We start from the raw sequence: 24,351 nt of genomic DNA on the forward strand, positions 1-24,351 counted from the left end.
AATGAAAGTAGCAGCGAGACTATCTAAACCAAATGTAGCTGTAAAACAGCTATTACGAGCTACAAGTTCCTTAACAGGTCCCATTATGGACTGGGGTGGTATTAAAGGAAGCGAACTATATCATGGAACCTCTTATGCGGGGCAGCCAAGCTGGATAAATTTTATCTTAACAGGCACTAATTCATCACTACCGGCATTAAAGAACGAAGGAGCAGCAGCATTGTTGTTTATTCCAATTAACAATCGTTACATAATGTTCTGTTTTGGATATAGTAACCAACATTTATCTGGATTTGGAATTGAAAGAGATTTCGGGTTAAGAGTAGTTTTAAATACTGTTGATCCTTCTAAAATCAAAAGTATTGATTCCAAGATTATGGGTTCTGTTGTTATGAACAGGCGTACACAATTAAGTAAAGAAAACAGAATTGAGGATTTTGGATTTGAAGTTAATAAGGATTTTTTAAGGCATGTCGCAGGTAAACCTACTACAAGCAGCTTTGCTTCTGCTATCGCAGGATCAGATAGCTTAAATATGAATTGTGATTTAAACGTAAGAAATTTACAGACAAAGGTTACTGATATTTACAACTATTATACTGCTACTAATTATCAAACTAACTACAGTTGGGTTGACAATATAAAAAATGTCAAAGACGGATTTTTGTTGCCAAGTTTAGATAATGATTTACTCACCTCATTTAACAATCTACTTTCAGGCAGTCCTTCTAATTTATATATCGCTTGTCCAGAAGTTGTGGATTATACAACTCTTGCTTATTTCAAATTAACTGGTTATCGCTCAAATACAACTTTCGGCTTTATTGAAGTTGAAAGTTTAGTAGCCGATCTTCAATTAAAAGGTATAACATCTATCACAATCAAAAACTTAGAAAATTTTAGAATAGAAGCTTTTGATAATGATGATAATTTTTTGAATAGCTGGTCTTTAAAGGATTGGATTGTATATGAGAGCATAATAAGTGGTACACAATACATTTTTTCTGAAGGTGAATGGTTTGAAATAAGTTCAAATTATTTTAATTTAGTAACCAGTAGTGTTAATTCAATTCTTTCCCACCCAACGGAATACTTATCACTTACTCCCACACCTCATAAGAATGAGGCTGATTATATTAAAAGCTATACTGCACAGCGCGGGCATGAAAAAATATTTGATCGTAGCTTATCCTATACTTATGGTACAACCAATGCAATTGAGATATGTGATATATACAATTCAACAAAAGAGTTCATTCATATAAAAGAAGGTAGTTCTTCCAACAAGCTAAGCCACTTGTTCAACCAAGGATTTGTTTCTGCCTCGTTACTTCTTAATGATTCAAATTTCAGAACAGATTTAACATCAAAATTAAAAGGTTATACAACACTCTTAAAAACAATAATTAATCCGATTAACTCTACAAAATATACTGTCGTATACAGAATATTAAGAAATGGATCTGCGTTTTCACTTCCATTTTTTTCAAAGATTGTTCTAATCGATACACATAAAAAGATAAAATTAATGGGCTTTAAATTCAGATTAGAATGGGTTCCAAAAATATAGTTTATGCAAACGCCATCTTTCAAAGAAGATCATATCAGCCAGATACCTGCCTTGCAAATGTTGCAAAAGCTGGGTTATACCTATCTAAGCCCGGAAGAGATAGATAAGATTCGCGGAGGTAAAACAACCAATATATTGCTGGATGAAATTTTGAGAAAGCAGCTAAAGGAAATTAATGCCCAAAAGCGGATTAGCTCTACTAAAACAACCTATATCAGCGATGCAAATGTTGAGAATGCAATACGAGCATTGAAGGAATTACCCTTGAACGAAGGATATATTGCTGCCAGTGAAACGGTTTATAACATTCTTACTTTAGGTAAAACTTTTGAACAAAGCTTTGACGGAGAAATCAAAAGTATTTCTGTACAATACATTGATTGGAAAAACATAGAAAACAATGTTTTTCATGTGGCGGAAGAATTCAGTGTAACACGCAGTACCAGCAAAGAGCATTATATACCCGACCTGGTTTTATTTGTAAACGGCATTCCGCTTTGCATTATGGAGTGCAAACGTCCAAACATGAAGGAGCCATTGGCACAGGCAATCAGCCAGCACTTACGCAATCAACAATCTGATGGCATACGTTCCTTGTATGTTTATTCGCAGTTGATCTTAGCATTAAGTTGCAACAATGCTTTGTATGCGACTAACGGCACACCAGAAAAGTTTTGGGCACATTGGGAAGAAAAATTTCAAAGTGATGAGGAGGCAGCAGCATACAGGAATACTTTAGAAATGATCAAAAACCAGCCACTTACACCCGCTCAAAAAGATAAATTGTTTGCTGATCGCTTCAGGTACGTTAGGCAGTACTTTGATGAACTGAAAAAAGAGATTGTACTACCGACTATTCAGGATGAATATCTATATGGCCTATGCCGGCCAGAAAGGTTGATGGATATTGTATTCAACTTTATTTTATTTGACAATGGTGAGAAAAAGGTTGCCCGTTATCAGCAGTATTTCGCCATTAAAAAAGCAATGCAGCGTATCCTTCAAATTAAGGATGGCAAAAGAGAGGGCGGTGTTATATGGCATACACAAGGCAGTGGTAAATCTTTAACTATGGTAATGCTTGCACAAGCAATTGCTATGGAGCCATCTATTCGCAATCCAAAAATTGTTTTGGTAACAGACAGAACTGATCTTGATAACCAAATAACAGGCACATTTAAAAAGTGTGGCAAGTTTGTAGAGAATGCTACTACAGGGCAACGCTTGCTGGATTTGTTGGAAAGCAAAAGTGACGCGGTAGTTACCACCATCATTAATAAGTTTACTGCTGCAGTAAAGAAAATTAAGCAACCGCTGCTCAGTCATGACATATTTGTGCTGGTTGATGAAGGGCACCGAACGCAGCATGGAACCTTTAACATTGAAATGCAAAAAACATTGCCGAATGCCTGTTTTATTGCTTTGACGGGAACCCCCCTGTTTAAAAAGGATAAAAGCACAGCAGCAAAATTCGGAGGTATTATTGATACATACACCGTTGATACGGCAGTTAAAGATAAAGCAGTTGTTCCGCTATTGTATGAAGGAAGATTGGCAAGGCAGCTTGTGAATGAAGCTCCGCTGGATACATTCTTTGGAATGGTATCGGAACCATTAACTGAATACCAGAAAGCAGACTTTAAAAAGAAATTTAGCCGTGCAGACCAGTTAAATAGTGCAGAACAAAAGATATATGCCATAGCATGGGACATTAGCAGGCATTTTCGTAACAACTGGCAAGGAACGCCGTTTAAAGCGCAATTAGTATGTGACAAAAAGTTAAATGCTATCCGGTTTAAGGAGTTCCTGGATGAAATAGGTATTGTAAGCAGCGACGTATTAATTTCTTCTATTGATGAAAGAGAGGGTGAGGATAGTGCTTATGAGAAGTCATCCGAAAAGGAAAATAAGTTCTGGAAAAGAATGATGGATGAACATGGAAATGCAAAGACGTATGAAAAGAATATCATCAACAGATTTAAAAATCAAAAAGACCCGGAAATCATAATTGTAGTGGACAAGCTGCTTACCGGTTTTGACGAACCTAAGAACACTGTTTTATACCTTGCCAGAAATTTACAAGGGCATAAACTTTTACAAGCGATTGCAAGGGTGAATCGTGTCTATCCGGATAAAGAATTTGGATACATTATTGACTACTATGGTGTAATAAAAAACCTTGATGATGCGTTAATGCTTTACTCTGCCCTTGAGGACTTTGATGAAGAAGATTTGGAAGGTACACTTGTGAATATTTCGGATGAGATAAAAAAGCTTCCTCAAAAACATTCGGAACTGTGGGATATTTTCAAAACAATAGCTAATAAAAGGGATGCAGAAGCTTACCAAGTACTGCTGAAAGATCAGGCTATACGAGTTGTATTTTATGATAAGCTGGCAGCTTTTGCCAAAAGTTTAAAGCTGGCACTTTCTTCTATTCAATTTCACAAGGAAACAGATGAAAGGCTACTTGATCGGTACAAAGAGGATTTAACCATGTTTCTGAAGCTAAGAATAGCAGTGATTGAACGATATAGTGATCAGGTAGATTATAAACAATATGAAGGTCAAATACAAAAGTTGATTGATACACATGTTACGAGCGAGAAGGTAGAGACTATAACTGAATTGGTCAACATCTTTGATAAAGAGAAGTTTCAGCAGGAAGTTGAAAACACTACTGGAAAGGCAGCTAAAGCAGATAAGATTGCAAGCAGAACAGCCAAACACATCTCAGAGAAAATGGAGGAAGATCCTGCTTTTTATAAAAAGTTTTCGCAGATGCTAAAGGAAACTATCTCTGAGTATGAAGCAAACCGCTTAACCGAAACACAGTATTTGAAACAAGTTCAAAAAATAATGAATAATGTATTGGCGCACACTGATATAGATGTACCTGAAGCTTTAAAAGATAAAGACATAGCTAAAGCATTCTATGGATTAACAGTTGAGTCGTTACATGAGAAATTGCAAGATCCTGTTGTTTTGAGGGAGGTAGCAACTCAGGTTGCATTACAAGTTGATGAATATATCAAAGATGCAGTTTTGGAAAATAGCAAGCCTATTATAGATTGGCAAAATAAAACAAGTATTACTGGTAAACTGGTAATTGAAATCGGAGACTATTTGATTGATGAAGTAAGAGACAAATACCATATCCATTTATCGTTTAGCGAGATGGACGAGATTGCCAATAAATATATTGGGGTTGCAAAAATCCGTTATAAGTAATGATTGATTATATTGAATTTGGTTCAAAGAAAATAGGTTTTCATTTAGTGTATTCTAATCGAAAATCTTTAGGCATTACCGTTACATCAGACTTAGCGGTTATTGTAAAAGCACCAGTTAATACATCCATCAATAAGATAAGGGAAAAACTGTATAATAAAGCATCCTGGATAATAAAACAACAAAGCTTTTTTTTATCCTTTCAACCTAAAACACCTGAAAAAAAGTATATAGCAGGTGAAACTCATTTATATCTTGGCAGGCAATATCGTTTGAAAATTGAACAAGGAAATGAGGAATCTGTAAAGCTGAAAGGAAAATTTCTTGTAGTAATCACAACCTCACAATCACGATCTAAGCAATTAATAAGAAAGTGGTATCTAAATAATGCTAAGTTGAAATTTCAATTGATATCTCAACCGCTTATTCATAGGTTTAGAAAACATGGTGTTGAGCCATCGTCTATTGTTTTGCGCGAAATGCCCACACGATGGGGAAGTTGCACACCTAAAGGAAAAATCATTTTGAATCCTGAATTAATAAAGGCACCAAGAGGTTGTATAGAGTATGTGATTATTCATGAATTGTGTCATTTGATACATCGTGACCACACGCAAAAATTTATAGACTTACAAGTTAAAGAAATGCCTGACTGGCAGCAATGGAAGATGAAGTTGGAAAAATTGCTGGCATAGAAAAGACTGTTGTAAAAGTAATTTAAAGTAGCTGCTAACAATGGTATTGGCTTTGCTCACCAAAGTTGTCAGAGCCTTCCGGTACCTACAAATAAAATCAGAAGATTATTGCTTGTGACTGATTACTGCTGATTAATTCTGCCCTGAACATTTATACTATTCACCTTAGCCACTATTTATTGAATAGCTTCTTTTAATTTCATTCTTACTGCTGCTATTTTATCTTCTTTTCTTTTACTATACTATTTGATAAGACAAACTACTTCAACTTTAAAGAATTCTTCAAACAGAAGAAAGGAACCATTTTGTAAGATATTTAACCACTTATAATCCTTAATCAAATACTTCACTTTTTCAGAACTAATTAAGTGCGCTGTTTTGTAACGAACAACGGATAAAAAGAGACGCAAAGTTGTGCAGGCTGCCATTGTAAAAGCCTGCGCTAAATGCTGCCAAAAGACTACGGCATAAACCATTTCAAGCCCTTTCCTACACTCCCGATTTTATTCCGTTTCCTTTTGGCTTTGTGTCCAGCCTGCCCTCTCAACAGCTTTCTTTTTTTCCGTTTTTTCTTTTACAAAACAGTTTTTTATGGTTTACCTGATTCACTTCCAAGAGAAATTACACCATGCTCAACATTACATTGGCTATGTTGATAATAACCTCAAACAACGCATCAGAATGCATAGAAGTAATAAGGGAGCTAAGTTGTTAATAGCAGTAAACAACAAAGGCATTCAGTGGGAAGTCGTAAGAGTGTGGGAAGAAGGTAATCGCGAGTTAGAACGCCGGTTGAAAAACTGTAAAAAGTCTCGCTGTTTTTGTCCTGTTTGCCGTAGTAGCAGCTAACTCATTATCATTAAACATCATTCACCTGCAACTGTAAACTATATAAGTTATGCAAACACAACAATTATCACGACTTATGTACCTGTCGTGGGAAATACAACATAAAAAGCATTGCAGCCGTAGCAAAGCAATGGTAGCTGCATGGGCGATCATGCTAAACGAAGACATCACTATCTATTATCTCGTCCGGAGGCATTCACGTAGCTACAATCCAAATAAAACTGAACCATCAGAACTTTCATTATTCACTAATCAATAATCATTTATTCACAATTAAAATATACAATTATGGAACTCACAGGAAGATTAACAGCGGATGCAGTTATTAAAGCATTACCCGACGAAAGACAAGTGGTAAACTTTAGCATTGCCATCAATGATTACCACCGTCCAAAAGGTGCGGCAGAAGGTAAAGAATTTACCTTATATGTGTCTTGCAGCTATTGGAAAAGTACAGGCGTAGCAGCAAAGCTTTTGAAAGGTACCATAGTTGAGGTTAGTGGCAGGATGTACATTAGAGCTTACATAGGTACAGATAACGAACCCAAAGCCTCTTTGAACCTTCATTGCAACAGCATTAAAGTACATGGTTCCAGCAGTAAAAAACAGCATGGAAATAGTGAGGAAGCTAAGCCAGAAGCACCAGTTGAAAATATGGTTGCACAAATGGAACCGGAGGACGATATCCCGTTCTAATTACTATTTCTTTTCGTCAGCCCTCAACCCTTATAAAACACATTTCTTAATCATTTAATTATCAACCAACAAAACCGCAGCAGGACCGCCTGCGGGATAGAAATAAAAGCTTGGCAATATACTATGGCACATAACATTCATTTTAACGAAGCAACAAATCAACACAGCTTCTTTTCCGTACAGGAAAAGCCCTGGCATGGCTTAGGTAAAATTGTAAAAGATTACCCTACCAGCAAACAAGCATTGGAGTTTGCAAGATTGGATTTTGAGGTAGAGAAAAGAGGGCTCTTCACTGTCAACAAGCATAACGGCAATGCAGACTTGATAGTACCCGAACACTTTGCTACGGTACGCACCGATACACAGGCTGTTTTGGGAGTTGTGGGTAAGCAATATGAAGTAGTACAAAACAGAGATGCGTTTACCTTTTTTGATGCTATTGTACAAGGTGAGGGCATACTGTACGAAACAGCCGGTGCATTAGGCAAAGGAGAACGTATCTTCATAACTGCTAAATTGCCCAACTACATCACTGTTGGAAGGGAGGATTTGATTGAACAATATTTGTTTCTTACGACCTCGCATGATGGCACCGGCAGCATCACAGCCGCTTTTACTCCCATTCGTATCGTTTGCAACAATACGCTCAATGCTGCGCTGAGGAATAAAAGCAACAGCGTTAAGATACGCCATACCAATAATGCAAAGCAAAAATTAGAACAGGCGCATCAACTAATGGGCATTACCAACACCCTTTCCTCTCAATTAGAAACCATCTTTAATAACTGGTCTAAGGTGCGCATTACTGATAAAGAAGTGTACAAATTAATCCAGCTTGCATTGATACCCAATAAGGAGGTATTACAAAACATTCAAAGAGGAAGAGAAGACGAACTATCTACCTATTTTCTCAACACCTGCAATCATGCCTATGAATATGCTTTGGGCAATGAAACACAACAGTTAGAAACCACAAGAGGCACTTTGTTTGGCGCCTATAATGGTGTAACAGGATACTTTCAAAATGTGCGGAACTACAAGGACAAGGAGGCTAAAATGAAGTCGTTATTACTTGGCGGTACTGGTCAGGCAAGAACACAGGCAGCCTTTAACCTATGCACCGCTTACGCGAGCAAAGGTGCAGATGCATTTTTGTTGAATTAAGATAATAGAGGAGCAGGGAATTATACCTGCTCCCTTTAAACTTATTTATCAATCCACTTAAATCAAAAAACATGACCATAAATATCATCAGCAAGGATGGAGAAGCCAACCTGCGTAATAACAGCTTTCTTGCATGGCAACATATCAAGATGAAATATATGGATGCTATTATTTTAGTAAGACACGAAAACGAATACTACACTTTTGGTAGCGATGCCGAAATAGTAGCCGGTTTGTTAAACATAGAACCTGTTAAAGACGGCGAAGAAAGAATTACCTGCCGTCTGCCATACTATTATACAGATTGGCTGTTGCCAAAGCTGGTAAAAGCAGGTTACCGGGTTGCATTAGGCGAGCCATTATACTTTAAACTAAAAGGGGTAAGTTAGTTGAAGTGAGAAAGCGGCTCTGTACAGAGCCGCTTTCTTTTCCTAAAAGAAAGCTTGGCAAAGAAAAGATAGCCAGAAGGCAACCGCTGGTTGAGTCTTTTGTTTTTTCAAATAAACCTTACTAAAAAGTTATTGGTTTCTTCCTTTATTCTGCTACAAAGTTAGCCCACGGCGCTGCTGAAGCGGCAAGGGAATTTCCGGCATAAACCCATTGCTTCCTTAACAGGATAAGTTTTGCGTGGCATTGAACATTTATTCCGTTCCTCCTTTGCCTTTATTGCGCCGGGGCTGATGGTGCACCATAATAAAATTTAAAACTATGAAAAAGATTATGGAAGGCCTTTGCACAGCACAAGAGGGTATGCAGGTAAGTGAAGTAGAACTGGTGTATAAAACCAAAATAAAAGCTACTGAAAGATTACAGGTAAGTACTTCAAAAGAGGTATATGAGCTATTGAAAAGACACTGGGATGAAAATAAGATTGAATTTGTTGAACAGTTCAAAATTTTATTGCTCAACCGGGCTAATAAAGTATTAGGCATTTACGAAATATCTACAGGTGGACTTGTAGGCACAGTAGCCGATCCAAAGTTGATTTTCATAGCCGCTTTAAAAGTAGCAGCAAGCCATATCATTTTAGCTCATAATCATCCTTCCGGCAATTTAAATCCGAGCATTCAGGATAAACAGCTTACTCAAAAAATTAAGGAAGGTGGGAAACTGCTGGAGATAGTAGTAATGGATCATTTAATCATCTCCAAAGACGGTTATTACTCCTTTGCTGATGAAGGATGGATGTAAATTAAAGCAGCAAGCTATTTAAAGTAGATTTAGAAAGCTTGCTGCTATTTTTTTGTTCATTCAAACTGCAAGCTATCACTTAGCAGATAATGCAATCAGTTTACTGTTCATTTCCTGCAAGCCTGCTTTGTTTAGTAATTCATCCGATAATGCACTTAATTCGATAAGTGTTTCCTTGCTGGCAATATTTACTATTGTTTGCTCGCCCCCTCCTCCTTCTTTATTTGCCAAGCCCAGTTCAATCACTTTGGCAAGCAATAATATATTTTTCCTTGGCATGTTCAGCGCAACTTTTACCGATTCATTCATACCTGGAGAAATGAGCAGTGTTTCATACACAATGGCGATGTCTTTTGTTGATAGCATAAGTCAAAATTTTATTTCACAAAATCATTTTCACGATGGTAAAAATATAGAGGAATATGGGGCATATCCTCTTCATTTTTTGAATAGGTCATTGTTCACTTCACATTCTACTTTCACACCTGTTAATCTGATTTGTGAATAAGAAAAATGTGGACAATGAACATCAGCAACAAACCGCTCACCTGTGCGGAAGTAAAAAGCAGGGACATGGTAGATTATTTAGCATCATTAGGCTTTGAACCAAAAAGAATCAGCAGGCAACATTACTGGTATATTTCGCCTTTCCGTAATGAACGCACGGCCTCTTTCAAAGTAAACAGAGCATTAAACAAATGGTATGACTTCGGAGAAGGGCGTGGAGGTAATTTAATTGACTTTGGTGTATTATATTTTAAGTGTTCTGTAAGTGAGTTTTTGAAACAACTACCGCTCACATCTCTTCAACATCAACCACATATTTTACCTCCTGAACGCCAAAAGTTAGAGGAAGGATTAATTACAATTTTGAAAGTAGAAAAGCTCTCTTCTCCGGTCCTATTCCACTATCTAAAACATAGAAAAATTGATTCTGAAGTTGCACAGTCATTTTGCAAAGAAGTAATGTTTGAGTTGTACAAGAAAAAATATTACGCTATCGGCTTTAAAAACGATGCAAATGGCTACGAATTACGCAACCAATTTTTCAAAGGAAGCAGCCAGCCAAAAGGCATCACAACAATTGAAGGCAAAGAGCAAAAGTTGGTAGTATTTGAAGGCTTTTTTGACTTTCTTTCCTACCTAACAATTTACAAATATTCAGCATACTTAATTGAAGATTGTTTAATTCTGAATTCACTTTCATTTTTAAACAAGGCTAAACCTTTATTAAAGAATTATAATCAGGTACATCTCTTTTTAGACCGTGATACAAAAGGACAAAATTGCACCTTGGAACTTCTTTTATTGGGAAGCCATATACAGGATGAAAGTCATCTATACCATCGTAACAAAGATCTTAATGAATGGCTGATGAACTTTGGCATACCTAAAAACTTAGCCCCACAAACAAACTGTAATAACATACAGCAGACTACCGAAAACAGTATTGGGCAACCTGATTAAAGAGTACAGACAATCAAAAGGAATATTCCAGATGATGCAAAAGGCTTCGGATTGCCTCTTTTGCGCAATCTGCCAGAAGTACGATTGTATCACACAACCGGCTTCTGTCCGCCCGTTCACTCCGAAGTCGTTGGGCGTATAAACTTTAAAAGAATTTAGAAACTGTGTAAAAGATAAGTGATGAGCGAAACAAAAAAGAACCATTCCAAATGGCTGCATATCCGGTTGAAAGAAGAAGAATACAATAAGATTCACAAAAAGTTTGAGGCATCAACTTGCCGCAAACTAAGTGAATACGCAAGGCGAATTCTGCTCGATAAAGTGGTTACCATAAATCAGCGCAACCAATCCCTCGATGCCTTTATGGCAGAAATGATTCGCTTACGAAATGAGCTGCACAATGTTGAAAACAACTTTAATCAGGCAGTAAAAAAACTACACACATTACAAAAAATAGATGAATTTAAATCATGGCTTTTGCTTTATGAAACAACAAGAAAAATGTTGCTTGAAAAAGTGGAAAACATAAAACAAAAAATAGCTCAAATTTCCGACAAATGGTTGCAATAGTTCATAACAGCGGAAGCCTCAGAAATGCGCTCCATTACAATGAAAATAAGGTGAAGCAAAAAGTGGCTGAATGCATCCATTCGGCTAACTATCCAAAGGACACAGAATGGCTCTCATTTAAGGACAAAATAAACCGCCTGGAAAAGCTCACAATGCTCAACCAACAGACTAAAATAAACAGTGTTCACATCTCACTGAATTTTGATCCTTCCGAAAAGTTGAGCAAGGAATTATTAAAAGAAATAGCAGACCTGTACATGATAGAAATTGGTTTTGGTGAACAGCCTTATCTGGTGTACCAGCATTACGATGCAGGGCATCCACATTTGCATATTGTTACGACCAACATCAGGGAAAACGGGAAACGTATTGAACTGCACAATTTAGGACAGAACCGCTCCATGAAAGCCAGCAAGGAAATAGAAAAAGAATTTGGCCTGGTAAGAGCACTCAGCAAGTCACGTACAGGTTATGAATTGAAGCCTGTGAACGTGCAAAAAGTACAGTATGGAAAAAGCGAAACCAAACGGGCAATTACGAATGTATTGGATGGGGTACTGCCTCACTATAAATACACCTCCTTTGCGGAATTGAATGCAATACTAAAACAGTACCATATAGTGGCAGACAGAGGAAGTGAAGGGTCAAGAATTTATAAGAACGAAGGGTTGGTTTATCGCATACTGAATGACAGGGGTGAAAAGATCGGCGTGCCAATCAAAGCAAGTCTCATTTATAACAAGCCTACGCTAAAATCTATAGAGGCAAGATTTCCGCAAAATGATGCAACCAGGCAACGGCACAAGCAAAGAGTAAAGAATGCTATTGATCTTTCGTTCTTAAAGCTTCCGACACAAAGTATCTACAGCTTGCAACAATCGTTAATGAAAGAGCGCATTCAGTTAATACTCAGGCAAAATGACAAAGGCATCATCTATGGTTTGACCTATATAGACCACCAAAACAAATGCGTATTTAACGGCAGTGATTTAGGAAAGCAATACAGTGCAAATACCATACAGCAAAGATGCAGTGGAGAGATTACGCAACCTGAGCAGCAAAAACAGTCGTTACAGGTACATCAGCAGGTTTCAAATTCATCCAACGTTATTACCATTTCAAACAAGCCGGTATCGGATGTTTTACAATCATTAGCCGAGCAGGAAACAGAGCCGGTTGCCAATGAATTGAAACAGGATCAGAAACGCAAACGGAAGAAACCAAAATTCAATTAATAACCTAACAAATTAAAGCGTATGTCGATGAATACAGGCGAGAATGAACAGGGATTGAGAAAAGTAATTGATTTAACAAGAATGATTAGTATAGTATTGGTGTTGTTGCACTGCTATTTTTACTGTTATGCTGCATTCAAACAATGGCATTGTACGGCACCGATTGGAGATAGGATATTGGGTAATCTGGCACATACCGGATTGTTTACTTCCTTCTATAAATCAAAGTGGATTGCGGCAGCTTTTTTACTCCTTTCACTGGTTGGAGTAAAAGGGCGCAAAAGTGAAAAGATGAGTTACAAAAAAGCTTTTGCTTACTTTATCCTTGGATGGATAATCTATTTTACCAGTGCATTATGTTTTAGCATATTTAGCTCCGCTACTACCCAGTCCATTACTTATATTACCTGCACCGTTATAGGCTACATTTTGATACTTACCGGTGGCGGTCTATTAACAAGAATAATTAAAGTAAAATTATCCACTGATGTATTTAACAAGCTGAATGAAACCTTTCCGCAGGAGGAGCGGCTACTAGAGAATGAATACTCCATTAACCTGCCTGCAAAATATAATTTGAAGGGAAAGGAACGTAAAAGCTGGATAAACTTTATAAATCCTATGCGTGGCTTGCTGGTATTGGGTTCTCCGGGTTCCGGCAAGTCTTATTTTATCATTCAACACATTATCCGGCAGCACATTGAAAAAGGCTTTAGCCTATTCATTTATGACTTTAAGTATGACGACCTTACCCGTATTGCCTACAACCACCTGCTGAAGCATAAAAATGGGTACACTATTGAGCCCCGTTTTTACATCATCAACTTCGATGATTTGAACCGTTGCCACCGTTGTAACCCGCTGCATCCCGAAGACATGAAAGATATTACAGATGCAGTAGAATCGGCACGAACGATTCTACTTGGACTAAACCGTTCCTGGATAAGGAAGCAGGGAGAGTTTTTCATTGAATCTCCTATTAATTTTGTAACGGCGGTCATCTGGTATCTACGCAAATATAAAGCGGGCGAATACTGCACCTTACCGCATGTTATTGAACTGATGCAGATCGACCATGAAAAGCTGTTTACTATACTTAGAACAGAACCGGAAATTGAAGCCTATATCAATCCCTTTATTTCGGCTTATTTAAGTAACTCCATGGAGCAGTTGGAAGGCCAGATTGATGCGGCTAAAATCGGCATGGCACGGCTTGCTTCGCCCATTTTATACTATGTGATGACAGGCAATGATTTTACGTTGGACATTAATAATCCTGCAGCACCAAAGATTGTTTGCCTTGCCAATAATCCTCAAAAACAGGAAGTATACGGTGCCGTGCTTTCGCTCTATATTTCACGCATGACGAAACTGGTAAACCAACGGGATAAACTAAAGAGCAGTTTGATATTTGATGAATTCCCGACTATCTTTTTTAAAGGCATTGATAATCTGATTGCTACTGCCCGCTCTAACAAGGTGGCTACTACCATTGCCGTGCAGGATTACAGCCAACTGAAGAATGAGTATTCCCGCGAACAGGCAGAAGTGGTTATGAATATCATGGGCAATGTCATTTCTGGCCAGGTAAGCGGCGATACCGCTAAGTTTTTATCAGAAAAATTTGGCCGCATTCTGCAGGATAAGGAAAGTATTTCTATTAATGCCAGTGATACTTCTGTAAGCCGTTCAAAGCAATTAGAACAGGCAGTGCCTCCTTCTGTTATTTCCGGCTTGTCGAGTGGTGAATTTGTAGGCATTGTAGCGGACAATCCAGATACTGTTATTGATTTAAAAGCTTTCCATTGTAAGGTAGTGAATGACCATAAAGCATTAGAAAAAGAAGGGGCAAATTTTCAGCCAATACCCGCTTTTAAACACGTGGATAATGCAGTTGTACAACGCAATTATCAGCAGATAAAACAAGATGTGCAAGATATTCTTGAAAGTGAGATGGAAGCTATTTTGAATGATCCGGCGAAAGTAAATCTAGTTGTTGTAAAAAATTGAAAACAAATAGAATTATTTAATTATAGACAAAAGTAAATGATAAATCGTACTCTGAATCTCAAAACAGAATTTGAAGGTATCCGTTATGTGCAGGGCGTTGTACAAAATAGAATCCTATATTCCAATTTATTGCTTTGGAAAATGATCGAGGAAATAATTGCTATATAGAATTTCTTATTGATAATAAAGCAATCAATTGGGGGAGTGTTTGTTCAAATCAAGAGTGGCAGTAGTTATAAAGATTCAAAAGGTTACAAAATACCAGTTAACAAACAGCACCTTGCTTATTGGTACAACCCCATAAATCCAATAATTGGCATTGTATATGCCCCAGATTTGAAGAAAGCTTTTTGGCAAATATAGCAGCCTACTTGCAAGAGGATAAACAATTCCTTGATACTGACTATCACGCTATAAGAGTATCACCCGAATAGGAGTTTTCAGAGCTTGCTTTTACCAACTATTTTATATCGAGAAGAGTGTTAATCAAAATAATTTTTTGCCTAATTTACTTGTAAAACTTCTTTAAAACCCTTACCATCTGTATAGTACTCGCAAACAAATATTTGCGGGTCTTTAGTTGGTAGTAAAACTCTGCCACACTCCAACGCGAAAGAAAGTGGTATTGCAGGAAGGATTGTTATTTTACAATTTCTACCATGTTTAGCTTGTATTTGATTGAGAAGCTTTCTGTACTCATAGCTGAAGAGCTCGAGATGTTTCTTTGATTTAGCAAAATGCGGATTAGGTTCGGCAACCGTAATTTCATAAACTGAGACACTATCATCTAATAAACAGGCATATTTATCTTCACCAATGGTGTCGCTTATAGCCAGCTTAAGTAGTACTTTTTCTCCTGTTGATTGTTTTAGAGAACTGATTTCGAAGGATGTTGTAGAATCATCAGCTTCCTGCCAATTCCAGGTTTTGTTGGTATTAGCAATATTTCGGTGAGACTGATAAATATCACATGGAATTGTATCTCCAATGCACCTTCCCAGATAAATGAGTAAAGGCATTGGTGCAATTGCAAAAACGGAAAGATGTTTAACCCTGACGTCGTCGGTTCCTTGTTCTAGTTCTCTTACTAATCTCCTTTTTATACATCTTTCTGCAAATGATTGCCAGTCTGCCTTTTCAGCAAATCTATCGAAGTTTGTTTCTTCTATTTTAATGCCTTTAAAGTCGGTTGGATATTTAGGAAACATGGCATTCCTGACGGCTTCAAAATTGATAGGCGTTATTCTATCACCTATGTTGATGGAGCCAGTCAATACCGTGGATTTATGTATGTCTTCTGGGTGGCTGGTTTGAATTTCTATGCGGCCTTCATGTTCCTGCTTCCATTTTCTTAATAGCTCGGCTGGATATTTATCAGGGTTGTCGTCAACCTCTTTATGGCAGTCATAGCAAAGCAGCATAAGGTTGGAAAATTCTTTTTGAAGTTCGTGCGATTTATCAGTCCCCCTGGGGCCAGACTTACTGTAACCAATAATATGTGCTACTTCAGAAAAATTTCCAGCACTTAACGTCAAACCATTATACCATACTGGTTTGTTGCAACCTTTGAATTCGCACCTGCCTGCGGATTTTACCCATAGCTGTAATTTTACCGTTTCGGGTATACTTCCCCGATTTGTTTTTGCCATAATAATAGTTTAAATAATATTCGTTTTGTAATCATAAGTAGGCAAATACTTCTTATATATCACTGATTGGTTCCAACCCTCGAATTTCGTTTGTACGTCTGTCACCTTCCCACATATTTATGCTTCTGGTTCCTGCTATTATGAAATACAGAAATCGGCTTGAAAAGGTATCTGTTTTGAGCTTTCTTTTCCAATCTCTTATATCGATCCCTGAAGGCGTAGGAACTAACTCAGGATGGGTGTGCCATTCTCCTAAGTAATTACAAGTGCCATTGCTTTTATTCCATTCTGAATCAATAATCAATTGATGCAATGGAGATAATCGCTTAAATAAATATCTCGTTTGTTTGTCGCCTTTCATTGGAGTCGTTACCTTATCAACAACAATGTTCTTTGAATCTTTTATAAATCTTCCTAACAACACTCCGCCAGATTCAGGGGAGCGAGCTTCATATTGTGTTAATTTATTAATTAAGTACACTGCACTTTTTGATAGTTTGATTTTACCTCCATTGGTTAAATTAAAAATTGGCTCATTTGTTACCACAGACTCTGCAATTTGGTTGTAAAAAAAGGTATTTTGCTGAGTTAAGTTGTTCATCATTCTGATGGAATCTTGCAGACAGGTTATAGCCTTCTGAAAGAAATAAATCAGGGTTGCCTTTCCAGGAAAAAATCGCATTTTGTTCTTCTCTTTTCAGGAAAACGTCCAGGAGCTTTCGTACCGTTAAAATGGCTGTTTGTAAAGCATCCAATGATCCATAAGGAATGTACATGCTGCTACATCCTGATATACTTTTTGAAAAGCTTTTTGGTTGCGTTGGAGCTGAAAATGAAGCTGTATTGTGTAAGCTGCCATTTTGATATAAGCACTGATAGCATCCTTTATCAGTTATATTAGTCAGTAAGCAATGACCGCCGATGGCATAAGGATCCAGCCAACTAAACAGTATAGGTATTCCAGGTATCTGAGCCCTGAATACCTCATTTAAATATTGGTTGATAGTGCCATTGCCGGTAGCCACAATAATAGCATCATACTGTTGCAAATTAATTTTTCTTTTGTTGAACCCATCCTCAATCGACATGCTAAATGCAGTTACTTTACAATGAGGGTAATAGGATTCTAATTTCGTCTTAATTGCTTCTGCTTTCTTGAGAGAAATATACTTATAACCACAGTTGTGCCTGTAGCAATTTTCAGGTTCTATAGTATCTTTATCTATTATATCTACACTTAGAATACCTGCCTTTATTATTTCTTCACAAACAGCACTACCAACGGAACCGCCTCCAATAACAAGAACTTTTTTTGACAAAAAGGTTTGCCCTGTCCCTCCTCTTGCAAGCATATATTCTGGATCAAGATGCCGGACGCGCAAAGGTGTGATTGTCGTATTCGTATCAGCATTCAATAATGGATGTATCCTGTGATTGATACCTTTTAAACGAATACCGAACAATGAAAATTTACCATTAGGTTGGGGAAGGCTAAAAATAATCAAATCGTCTATCTTTGTTTTGGCTAATGCCTTATTTATTCGCTCCTTGTTATCTACTGATGTGTGATGGCTTATCAAATGCTTAATCGTATCAATGGTTAAAGATGTATTTCCTTCCGGTATAAAAACTTTAGCATTTGGAAGAAGAGGAATGAATAATCCGTTTTGAAACTGCGGTGGAGAGTTTTTGGAATTAAACAATCTGTGAAAGCTGTTTATTCGCTCTGCCTCATCAGACGAAGCAAATAAATGTCTCGCTTCTCTAACCCTTGTATATTTAACCCCTTTTACTTCATCAGCCACTAAAATGTTAGTATAAACTATTGTCTGATTCTTTAATTTCGCCCAGTATGCCTCATATTCATTGTAGAAATCATTCAGGTTCTGTTTTAAAAAACCTTTTATGATAGTTTGCCTCACAAGCTCAAAACTTTCACGTATAATTCCTTCAGCATTTCCAATGTCTAAAACCAGACTATCATCATTTGTATAACATATATAGCCATCTTCCTCAACATGAGGGATCTTCTCAAAATCTTTGTGATTTAGGAGAAAAAAGATCGGTTCGCGAAGCGGAAAGTGTGTCGATGCACCAATGCAAATATGAACTTCATAACCTGCTACTTCCGTTGTACCAGAAAACCCGAAAGCCAGCCCTCTTGCAGATAGAGCTGGCAATACTGATTCCTTCACGTCTGTAAGAATCTCTGACTGTTGCAGGATATTTAAAAAGTTCTCCTTCTCCATTTAAGCAGATTCAGAGGTTCCTGCAACAGCTCTGTTACGACTTTGACCGGTATCTTCTTTGGGCGGAACGGGAAAGTCATCACCAAACTGTTTCCTTAAAATTTCACAAGCTTCGTGCGGATCAGCTTCTTTTTCAGCAGCAATTAGTGAATCTTTAAGAGACTCCAGTTTTTCTTTGAAGGTTTTACACTGCTGATCAGTCATTTTAATAAATAAATCGTTGCCGGGAGGGACAGGCAAACTCACTCGGATCCTACCATCCCAGCCGAACTGATTTAAAACATAATTTACGAAGTCTTTGGTTGCTTTTAAATCATTTATATCGACTGCCCAGGAAAATTGATCCTTGATGCTCGGAACAAATCCGTTGTAAGCCAAAGCTGTAAAGGCAATTCCTGTCGGTTTGCCATCCTTACTGGAGAATTGTTTATCCTTCCATCTTTTCATGTAACGGATTTCTCTTTTAAATTGACTACATTCTTCATCATCCGAAAACCGGTTGTTTATTAAATCACGCAACTTCTTAGGATCTGATACTTCCCATATCTTATCTTCTAGCAAGGACTTTGGCTTGCCTTTCGCCAGATATACTTTGCCGTCGTTATTTGCGTTGGAGTAACATGCAAAGTCGACATGAAATCTAGGTAAGCCCTCTTGCTTATATTGCACCCTTATACAAGCTTTTTTCCACTCCACTGTTCTAAACTGGTTACTGTCTAAAGCATCAAATACCCATTGCTTTACTTGCACTGAAGTATATTTATCTTTATCGATCTCGAATAGTAAACCACAATCGATGTCATAGTCATGTTCGTCTTTTATAGGTTTGATACCTGTACTCATAGAGTAACTACCCTGATTAAACGATTCAAAACGAATCAACTTAATTTTCTTTTCGTCGCACATCTTTTTTAGATACGCTCTTACTTCTTCAATCAACATATCTCGTTTTGCAATAACATCTCTGTGATCATCCATATCAAGCCTAATATTTTTGTGAAACTTGATAAATTGATCTTGTACTATCTTACCCATTTTTAAAGTTTTAATTATAGAAGATATCGTAGAACAAATTTAAGATTACTATCTTTCGTGGAACATGTTTTTATGTACATAGATTGCACATTTTATTCACATGTTCTATGGTTTGTTCTATCCCACTTAACTTAGCTACATGAAGGATTTGCATAGCAGTCAAGAAAAGCTTTTGAAGCTTCTAAAAGGGAATATTGAATTTCCTCTTACAATGCGTGAACTTCAGGAACAACTTGAGCTTGCCTCTCCAAGTGTGGTACATCATCACTTGCAACAGTTAGAAAAGAAGGGATATTTAAAGAGGAATCCAAATAACTCAAAAGATTATATTATTATGGACGATCCTGAGAAAGCGATCGTCTACATTAACAAGTATGGCTTGGCTCAATGTGGTCCTGATGGTACTATGCTTTCCTGTAATCCAATCGACAGAATACCTATTGCCTCCCGCTTATTAAAGTTTCCTGCTGAAGAAGCATTTATTGTTGAAGCTAAGGGAAATTCAATGGAACCTAAAATAAAGAACGGTGATTTAGTAATTGCACAGATGCAGAATCATGCAAAAAATGGTGAAATAGTTGTGTGCGTCAATAATCGGAAGGTATTAATCAAGCAATTTATTAAATCTGGAAAAAATATTATTCTACATTCACTTAACAGTGAAGAGTATCATCCTTTCATAGCAGAAGAGGATTTGAAGATTGAAGGTATTGTAAAGAACACATTACAATACGAATAAAGTATGTTTTGCTACAGATATATAGCCAACAACGCAAGAACAATGGTTATAAAACAGCTGAGTAATTTATAGAGACGGAGTTGTGTAAGTGACTTCATTCTATATGCACAATGAAAGCAGTAACAAAGAATTTGAAGATCTTTACTCTAAAGGTATTGACTGATGTATATACCAGTCTTTTACTTGACAAACTATTTTGTCTAATGAGCTATTGTCTAATTTGTTCCAATCTTTTGTCTTGAAATCCAAAAGTAAACGACCATCCACTTTAGGTTCTTTAATCCATGTAAAATAGCCTTGGTCTGTTTTATTATCGAATGCAATAAGTAGCATTGGAAATGATGTATGCTGATATTGCTTAATTATAGATTGAATGTCAATAGACGTGCCGTTCAATGCTTTTACTTTAACACCAAACAACCTTCCGGTTTGTTTTCCGCTTTCACCAACATCTATCAGGTAATCAAAGAATGTATCATCAGCATTTGACCCTGTGATGATTAAATCTTTGATTCGTGAGAAATAAACATAGCCTAATTTTTCAGCCCGCCACTCATTAAAATCTTTTCTGTTCTCCATTTGCTGATTAATTGAAGTGTGATACAAATTTCGTGATTTCTTTGTTATTGTTCCAATAATTAGCCACCTCCTTCCAAAGTAGAGCAATATTAATGGCATTCACTGGAAACAGGGTTGGAATCCCGCTCAAATTCTTATTTGTATCCATGTGATTTGCACAGATAAAGAAGCCAACTTCCTCATTTTCGTCAATTCCAAATAGATAAACAGGTACAGGATACTTGATTAATTCCGCAAGTGCTGCTTTGTCAACAGTTATCCTCAGCTTTGTGTTATCGGCAGTATACCCAAGGGTAGTAGTCTTAACGCTGGCAAAGAAAAACGCCTTCTTAATGTTGTAATTCAATAAATGCACATAAAAATCCACTATAGGAAATTTCTCACCCAAGAAAGTAGGATCTAATAAAAAACCAGCCGGATCAACATACCGGCTGATTATGGTTGAGAAAATACTTTCACCTCTTTTGCCTATAACATTCCCCATATTTCCATTTCATTGTGGCATTAAGCCCATCTTCAGTAAGCGTACCAATTTATTCAACCGCCATTACCACCAAACTTTTTGCGCAAAGCCTGCATATCATCGCTTACCTTACGATCAAGAATTTTTGCATAAATCTGTGTAATTTTTAAACTTTTATGACCGAGCATTTTACTTACTGTTTCAATAGGCACCCCATTGTTGAGCGTGACTGTTGTAGCAAATGTGTGGCGTGCGATATGAAAAGTGAGATGCTTATCTATACCACATATATCAGCCACTTCCTTTAGGTAAGCATTTAGCTTTGCATTGCTTGGCACCGGAAGCAAGCTGCCAGAGTTGAGACAATGTGGATGATCTTTATAATGTTCTATAAGATGAAGTACGGTTGGCAACAAGGGAATGCGTGTAGGAGCATCTGTTTTCTTTCTTTTAGTAAAAATCCATTTCTCACCATCAATGCCAACGGAGATATTAGATCGCTTGAGCCGTTTCGCATCAATGTAGGCAAGCCCTGTAAAGCAGCTAAAAACAAAAATGTCTCTTACCTGATTTAGCCTGTCATTCTTAAAATCTTTGGAAAGTAATGTCTGTATTTCATCTTCTCTCAAGAAATCCCTGATTACTTCTTTCTTGCACATCTTAAAACCAAAGAAGGGATCTTTGGCTAACCACCCGTTTTTGATACAAACATTTACAATCTTTCTGAGGTTACTCAGATATTTGATGGTTGTATTATGATTGCACTTCTGTTTACTCTTTAGGTAAAATTCATAATCTGTAATAAAGGAGTAAGTGAGTTTGGCTATCTCCATATCCTTTATACCATACTTCCATTGTATAAAAGCCGCAGTATGGTCATAGGTAGTTCTATATTTACAATAGGTCGCTTTTGAACAGTCAGTTCCAATCAGTGCAAACAGTTGCGTATTATGCTCCTTGAATACTTCCAATAAAGTATAAGTCCGCTCTTTGATACCTAACCATCTCTTCTTAAATGCCTGAAGATTAAAAGGCTCATTGTCTAGTATGATTTCCCTTTGATAATCATACACTTTTTGTTTTAAACTATCTAAGAAGTAATTGATCGTTCTCGCTTCTTCTGAATTGCCTTTTGCACGCCCCGCTTCTTTGGACCATGCCCTCGATGAAATATAACGTTGTGTACTTTGCTCAAACCGCTCTCCATTAATAGTAACACGCAGGTAAATTGGTGTAAGCCCGTCTTTGGTTTGTTTTGATGTTTTGCTGTAAAAAAGAATACTCAATTTCGTGTCCATCATTGCCTCCTTATCTTTTGAGGTTAAAAATAAATGGTTAGTATATGCCGGTCAAGATGTCCATTTGCTGGACTGCTTACCTGGCCTACGTTTCAGCGCAATTCGGTTACCCGGAACCAAATAATTTTCGGGTAACCGAATAGAGCACTTTCCGATTGAGTTCTTTTGATACTTTTTGATAAGGGCAGAAAACAAAAAAAGCTCACAACCAATAAGTTTGTGAGCTTTTAATACGATTTGATATCAATGTTGCGGACCGGACGGGACTCGAACCCGCGACCTCTGCCGTGACAGGGCAGCATTCTAACCAACTGAACTACCGATCCTCCTTTCTTCCCTTTCGGGGGTGCAAATATAAGGGGAAACAATTTTTCTTAGCAAAACTTTCTGCCTTTATTTTTACTTTTGTCTTTTATCTAAATCAGATTATGCCGCAATATCCTAACAGACAGTTTCTCGATTTTGAACAACCTATTAAAGAATTATACGAACAAATAGACCAGACTAAAAAGCTGGCGGCCAAAAATCCAAAGATTAATTATGAACAAACGCTCCAGCAGTTGGAACATTCGATACTTGAAAAAAGGCATGAGATAACCGGGCAGCTCACACCTTGGCAACGGGTACAGCTCAGCCGTCACCCCGACCGCCCTTACACGCTCAAGTATGTTGAAAAAATGTCCACCAGCTTTATAGAACTGCACGGCGACCGTAATGTAAGAGATGATAAAGCAATGGTGGGCGGCTTTGCTGAACTGGACGGGCAAACGGTGATGTTTATTGGTCAGCAAAAAGGTGCCAATACCAAACTGCGGCAACTACGCAACTTTGGAATGGCCAATCCCGAAGGTTACCGCAAAGCCCTGCGCCTGATGAAGCTCGCTGAAAAATTCAACAAACCTATTATTACACTCATAGATACGCCGGGCGCCTTCCCAGGTGCGGAAGCTGAAGAGCGCGGACAGGGCGAAGCTATTGCCCGCAACATTTACGAAATGATACGCCTTAAAGTACCGGTTATTTGCGTGATTATTGGCGAAGGTGCCAGCGGCGGCGCATTGGGTATTGGCGTAGGCGACCGCGTGCTAATGATGGAAAACACCTGGTACACCGTTATCTCGCCCGAAAACTGTAGTTCTATTCTCTGGCGTAGCTGGGAGAAAAAAGAAGTGGCCGCCGAGCAATTGAAGCTTACTTCCAAAGACATGCAAGGCTTTGGACTAGTGGATGAAATAGTGCCCGAGCCGGAAGGTGGCGCACACTGGAACTACGACGAAGCTGCGCAACTGCTTAAAGAAGCCATCATACGCAACCTGAATGAAGTAAAAGATATTCCCGCAGAAACGCGTATTGAACAGCGCATAGAAAAGTTTGGAAAAATGGGTTTTTGGGAAGAATAGGTTATGGATGTATAGCTTTCTGAAAAGGGGCATAAACTTTACACTATATTATTGTAGCAAGCTGGAATGATTAACCTCAACAACAATCAGAAGCTGATTAAAAGTTAAGTATTTGGAACCGAGAAGATACCAGGAATACAGAGCGGCACAAGTAAGAATAAAAGGTACTTGATGTAATACTGCCTGCCGACAGATGAATTCGTCTTATTGAATTTTCGTGGTTCTATTCTTCTATTTTAGCAAGTACAAATTTTCAATGTT

Annotated in this window: 24 protein-coding genes and 1 tRNA gene; 16 read left to right on the forward strand and 9 right to left on the reverse strand. The window is 37.6% G+C overall.

Annotated elements, in window-relative coordinates; genetic code table 11:
• Position 1: 1 nt before the first annotated feature.
• From FC093_RS17390 to FC093_RS17430, 9 genes are all read left to right on the forward strand, one after another.
• Complete coding sequence (locus FC093_RS17390; protein WP_137263085.1) at positions 2–1,570, forward strand: DUF6119 family protein; 1,569 nt, start codon at positions 2–4, stop codon at positions 1,568–1,570.
• 3 nt (positions 1,571–1,573) lie between these two features.
• A complete protein-coding gene (locus FC093_RS17395; protein ID WP_137263086.1) occupies positions 1,574–4,801 on the forward strand; it encodes a type I restriction endonuclease subunit R in 3,228 nt (1,075 codons plus the stop codon).
• Positions 4,801–5,496 (forward strand): M48 family metallopeptidase, encoded by a 696-nt coding sequence (locus tag FC093_RS17400; RefSeq protein WP_137263087.1) that lies wholly within the window; start codon positions 4,801–4,803, stop codon positions 5,494–5,496. Before FC093_RS17395 ends, FC093_RS17400 begins: the two co-directional genes overlap by 1 nt.
• 591 nt (positions 5,497–6,087) lie before the next feature.
• Positions 6,088–6,345, forward strand: coding sequence for a GIY-YIG nuclease family protein (locus tag FC093_RS24655; RefSeq protein ID WP_137263088.1), 258 nt, complete (start codon positions 6,088–6,090; stop codon positions 6,343–6,345).
• Between the two features lie 49 nt (positions 6,346–6,394).
• Positions 6,395–6,604, forward strand: coding sequence for a hypothetical protein (locus tag FC093_RS17410; protein WP_137263089.1), 210 nt, complete (start codon positions 6,395–6,397; stop codon positions 6,602–6,604).
• Between the two features lie 29 nt (positions 6,605–6,633).
• Complete coding sequence (locus FC093_RS17415; RefSeq protein WP_137263090.1) at positions 6,634–7,041, forward strand: single-stranded DNA-binding protein; 408 nt, start codon at positions 6,634–6,636, stop codon at positions 7,039–7,041.
• Between the two features lie 123 nt (positions 7,042–7,164).
• A complete protein-coding gene (locus tag FC093_RS17420; RefSeq protein ID WP_137263091.1) occupies positions 7,165–8,205 on the forward strand; it encodes a DUF932 domain-containing protein in 1,041 nt (346 codons plus the stop codon).
• A 71-nt stretch (positions 8,206–8,276) separates the two neighbouring features.
• Complete coding sequence (locus FC093_RS17425; protein ID WP_137263092.1) at positions 8,277–8,594, forward strand: MutS N-terminal domain-containing protein; 318 nt, start codon at positions 8,277–8,279, stop codon at positions 8,592–8,594.
• A 319-nt stretch (positions 8,595–8,913) separates the two neighbouring features.
• Positions 8,914–9,396: a JAB domain-containing protein gene (locus FC093_RS17430; RefSeq protein WP_240743345.1), complete on the forward strand. Its 483-nt coding sequence runs from the start codon at positions 8,914–8,916 to the stop codon at positions 9,394–9,396.
• Between the two features lie 75 nt (positions 9,397–9,471).
• Here the strand turns inward: FC093_RS17430 and FC093_RS17435 are convergent, their stop codons facing one another.
• Positions 9,472–9,762 carry a hypothetical protein gene (locus FC093_RS17435; RefSeq protein ID WP_137263093.1) on the reverse strand — a complete coding sequence of 97 codons (291 nt, stop codon included), beginning with the start codon at positions 9,760–9,762 and terminating at the stop codon, positions 9,472–9,474.
• A gap of 156 nt (positions 9,763–9,918) precedes the next feature.
• On the opposite strand from FC093_RS17435, the gene FC093_RS17440 reads away from it, so the two are divergent.
• The 5 genes from FC093_RS17440 (at position 9,919) to FC093_RS24660 (ending at position 15,041) form a co-directional block, all read left to right on the forward strand.
• Positions 9,919–10,863, forward strand: a complete 945-nt coding sequence (locus FC093_RS17440) for a toprim domain-containing protein (RefSeq protein ID WP_170971138.1) — start codon at positions 9,919–9,921, stop codon at positions 10,861–10,863.
• A gap of 180 nt (positions 10,864–11,043) precedes the next feature.
• The gene (locus tag FC093_RS17445) at positions 11,044–11,433 is read left to right on the forward strand and encodes a plasmid mobilization protein (RefSeq protein ID WP_137263095.1); all 390 of its coding nucleotides are present in this window, start codon (positions 11,044–11,046) and stop codon (positions 11,431–11,433) included.
• Positions 11,421–12,668, forward strand: coding sequence for a relaxase/mobilization nuclease domain-containing protein (locus FC093_RS17450; protein ID WP_137263096.1), 1,248 nt, complete (start codon positions 11,421–11,423; stop codon positions 12,666–12,668). The genes FC093_RS17445 and FC093_RS17450 overlap by 13 nt, the downstream gene beginning before the upstream one ends.
• Before the next feature lie 21 nt (positions 12,669–12,689).
• A complete protein-coding gene (mobC, locus tag FC093_RS17455; protein ID WP_206106609.1) occupies positions 12,690–14,678 on the forward strand; it encodes a conjugal transfer protein MobC in 1,989 nt (662 codons plus the stop codon).
• 204 nt (positions 14,679–14,882) lie between these two features.
• Positions 14,883–15,041, forward strand: a complete 159-nt coding sequence (locus FC093_RS24660) for a DUF4365 domain-containing protein (RefSeq protein ID WP_394347977.1) — start codon at positions 14,883–14,885, stop codon at positions 15,039–15,041.
• 140 nt (positions 15,042–15,181) lie between these two features.
• Here the strand turns inward: FC093_RS24660 and FC093_RS17465 are convergent, their stop codons facing one another.
• Genes FC093_RS17465 through FC093_RS17480 form a run of 4 tightly spaced genes read right to left on the reverse strand, consistent with a single transcriptional unit; the run spans position 15,182 to position 19,611 of the window.
• Complete coding sequence (locus tag FC093_RS17465; RefSeq protein ID WP_137263098.1) at positions 15,182–16,327, reverse strand: SAVED domain-containing protein; 1,146 nt, start codon at positions 16,325–16,327, stop codon at positions 15,182–15,184.
• Positions 16,328–16,379: 52 nt separating this feature from the next.
• On the reverse strand, positions 16,380–16,931 hold the full coding sequence (locus FC093_RS17470; protein ID WP_240743347.1) for a Mov34/MPN/PAD-1 family protein: 552 nt from the start codon (positions 16,929–16,931) through the stop codon (positions 16,380–16,382).
• On the reverse strand, positions 16,861–18,576 hold the full coding sequence (locus tag FC093_RS17475; RefSeq protein WP_137263099.1) for a ThiF family adenylyltransferase: 1,716 nt from the start codon (positions 18,574–18,576) through the stop codon (positions 16,861–16,863). The genes FC093_RS17470 and FC093_RS17475 overlap by 71 nt, the downstream gene beginning before the upstream one ends.
• Positions 18,577–19,611 carry a cyclic GMP-AMP synthase DncV-like nucleotidyltransferase gene (locus tag FC093_RS17480; protein WP_137263100.1) on the reverse strand — a complete coding sequence of 345 codons (1,035 nt, stop codon included), beginning with the start codon at positions 19,609–19,611 and terminating at the stop codon, positions 18,577–18,579.
• Positions 19,612–19,750: 139 nt separating this feature from the next.
• Here FC093_RS17480 and FC093_RS17485 point away from each other — a divergent pair, with 139 nt between their 5' ends.
• Positions 19,751–20,350, forward strand: a complete 600-nt coding sequence (locus FC093_RS17485) for a LexA family protein (protein WP_137263101.1) — start codon at positions 19,751–19,753, stop codon at positions 20,348–20,350.
• 141 nt (positions 20,351–20,491) lie between these two features.
• Here the strand turns inward: FC093_RS17485 and FC093_RS17490 are convergent, their stop codons facing one another.
• From FC093_RS17490 to FC093_RS17500, 4 genes are all read right to left on the reverse strand, one after another.
• Entirely contained in the window at positions 20,492–20,929 is a 438-nt protein-coding gene (locus FC093_RS17490; RefSeq protein WP_170971139.1) for a DUF4365 domain-containing protein, read from the reverse strand.
• Positions 20,930–20,936: 7 nt separating this feature from the next.
• Positions 20,937–21,413 carry a DUF4365 domain-containing protein gene (locus FC093_RS23830; protein ID WP_170971140.1) on the reverse strand — a complete coding sequence of 159 codons (477 nt, stop codon included), beginning with the start codon at positions 21,411–21,413 and terminating at the stop codon, positions 20,937–20,939.
• A gap of 53 nt (positions 21,414–21,466) precedes the next feature.
• Positions 21,467–22,693 carry a site-specific integrase gene (locus tag FC093_RS17495; RefSeq protein ID WP_240743348.1) on the reverse strand — a complete coding sequence of 409 codons (1,227 nt, stop codon included), beginning with the start codon at positions 22,691–22,693 and terminating at the stop codon, positions 21,467–21,469.
• Positions 22,694–22,942: 249 nt separating this feature from the next.
• Positions 22,943–23,016: transfer RNA gene (locus FC093_RS17500), tRNA-Asp, on the reverse strand.
• Between the two features lie 102 nt (positions 23,017–23,118).
• Between FC093_RS17500 and FC093_RS17505 the strand changes: the two genes are divergently transcribed.
• A complete protein-coding gene (locus FC093_RS17505; RefSeq protein WP_137263103.1) occupies positions 23,119–24,090 on the forward strand; it encodes an acetyl-CoA carboxylase carboxyltransferase subunit alpha in 972 nt (323 codons plus the stop codon).
• Positions 24,091–24,351: the final 261 nt, after the last annotated feature.

The organism is Ilyomonas limi, from assembly GCF_005233845.1.
GTDB lineage: Bacteria > Bacteroidota > Bacteroidia > Chitinophagales > Chitinophagaceae > Ilyomonas > Ilyomonas limi.

What these genes read in the sequence shown, in the direction of transcription:
- FC093_RS17495 (WP_240743348.1), bottom strand. Translation starts at nt 22,693, where the DNA reads ATGATGGACACGAAATTGAGTATTCTTTTTTACAGCAAAACATCAAAA.
- FC093_RS17445 (WP_137263095.1), top strand. Translation starts at nt 11,044, where the DNA reads ATGAGCGAAACAAAAAAGAACCATTCCAAATGGCTGCATATCCGGTTG.
- FC093_RS23830 (WP_170971140.1), bottom strand. Translation starts at nt 21,413, where the DNA reads ATGGGGAATGTTATAGGCAAAAGAGGTGAAAGTATTTTCTCAACCATA.
- FC093_RS17440 (WP_170971138.1), top strand. Translation starts at nt 9,919, where the DNA reads ATGAACATCAGCAACAAACCGCTCACCTGTGCGGAAGTAAAAAGCAGG.
- FC093_RS17395 (WP_137263086.1), top strand. Translation starts at nt 1,574, where the DNA reads ATGCAAACGCCATCTTTCAAAGAAGATCATATCAGCCAGATACCTGCC.
- FC093_RS17410 (WP_137263089.1), top strand. Translation starts at nt 6,395, where the DNA reads ATGCAAACACAACAATTATCACGACTTATGTACCTGTCGTGGGAAATA.
- FC093_RS17475 (WP_137263099.1), bottom strand. Translation starts at nt 18,576, where the DNA reads ATGGAGAAGGAGAACTTTTTAAATATCCTGCAACAGTCAGAGATTCTT.
- FC093_RS17480 (WP_137263100.1), bottom strand. Translation starts at nt 19,611, where the DNA reads ATGGGTAAGATAGTACAAGATCAATTTATCAAGTTTCACAAAAATATT.
- FC093_RS17430 (WP_240743345.1), top strand. Translation starts at nt 8,914, where the DNA reads ATGAAAAAGATTATGGAAGGCCTTTGCACAGCACAAGAGGGTATGCAG.
- FC093_RS17420 (WP_137263091.1), top strand. Translation starts at nt 7,165, where the DNA reads ATGGCACATAACATTCATTTTAACGAAGCAACAAATCAACACAGCTTC.
- FC093_RS17485 (WP_137263101.1), top strand. Translation starts at nt 19,751, where the DNA reads ATGAAGGATTTGCATAGCAGTCAAGAAAAGCTTTTGAAGCTTCTAAAA.
- mobC (WP_206106609.1), top strand. Translation starts at nt 12,690, where the DNA reads ATGTCGATGAATACAGGCGAGAATGAACAGGGATTGAGAAAAGTAATT.
- FC093_RS17490 (WP_170971139.1), bottom strand. Translation starts at nt 20,929, where the DNA reads ATGGAGAACAGAAAAGATTTTAATGAGTGGCGGGCTGAAAAATTAGGC.
- FC093_RS24655 (WP_137263088.1), top strand. Translation starts at nt 6,088, where the DNA reads ATGGTTTACCTGATTCACTTCCAAGAGAAATTACACCATGCTCAACAT.
- FC093_RS17505 (WP_137263103.1), top strand. Translation starts at nt 23,119, where the DNA reads ATGCCGCAATATCCTAACAGACAGTTTCTCGATTTTGAACAACCTATT.
- FC093_RS17450 (WP_137263096.1), top strand. Translation starts at nt 11,421, where the DNA reads ATGGTTGCAATAGTTCATAACAGCGGAAGCCTCAGAAATGCGCTCCAT.
- FC093_RS17390 (WP_137263085.1), top strand. Translation starts at nt 2, where the DNA reads ATGAAAGTAGCAGCGAGACTATCTAAACCAAATGTAGCTGTAAAACAG.
- FC093_RS17415 (WP_137263090.1), top strand. Translation starts at nt 6,634, where the DNA reads ATGGAACTCACAGGAAGATTAACAGCGGATGCAGTTATTAAAGCATTA.
- FC093_RS17465 (WP_137263098.1), bottom strand. Translation starts at nt 16,327, where the DNA reads ATGGCAAAAACAAATCGGGGAAGTATACCCGAAACGGTAAAATTACAG.
- FC093_RS17470 (WP_240743347.1), bottom strand. Translation starts at nt 16,931, where the DNA reads ATGATGAACAACTTAACTCAGCAAAATACCTTTTTTTACAACCAAATT.
- FC093_RS17425 (WP_137263092.1), top strand. Translation starts at nt 8,277, where the DNA reads ATGACCATAAATATCATCAGCAAGGATGGAGAAGCCAACCTGCGTAAT.
- FC093_RS17400 (WP_137263087.1), top strand. Translation starts at nt 4,801, where the DNA reads ATGATTGATTATATTGAATTTGGTTCAAAGAAAATAGGTTTTCATTTA.
- FC093_RS17435 (WP_137263093.1), bottom strand. Translation starts at nt 9,762, where the DNA reads ATGCTATCAACAAAAGACATCGCCATTGTGTATGAAACACTGCTCATT.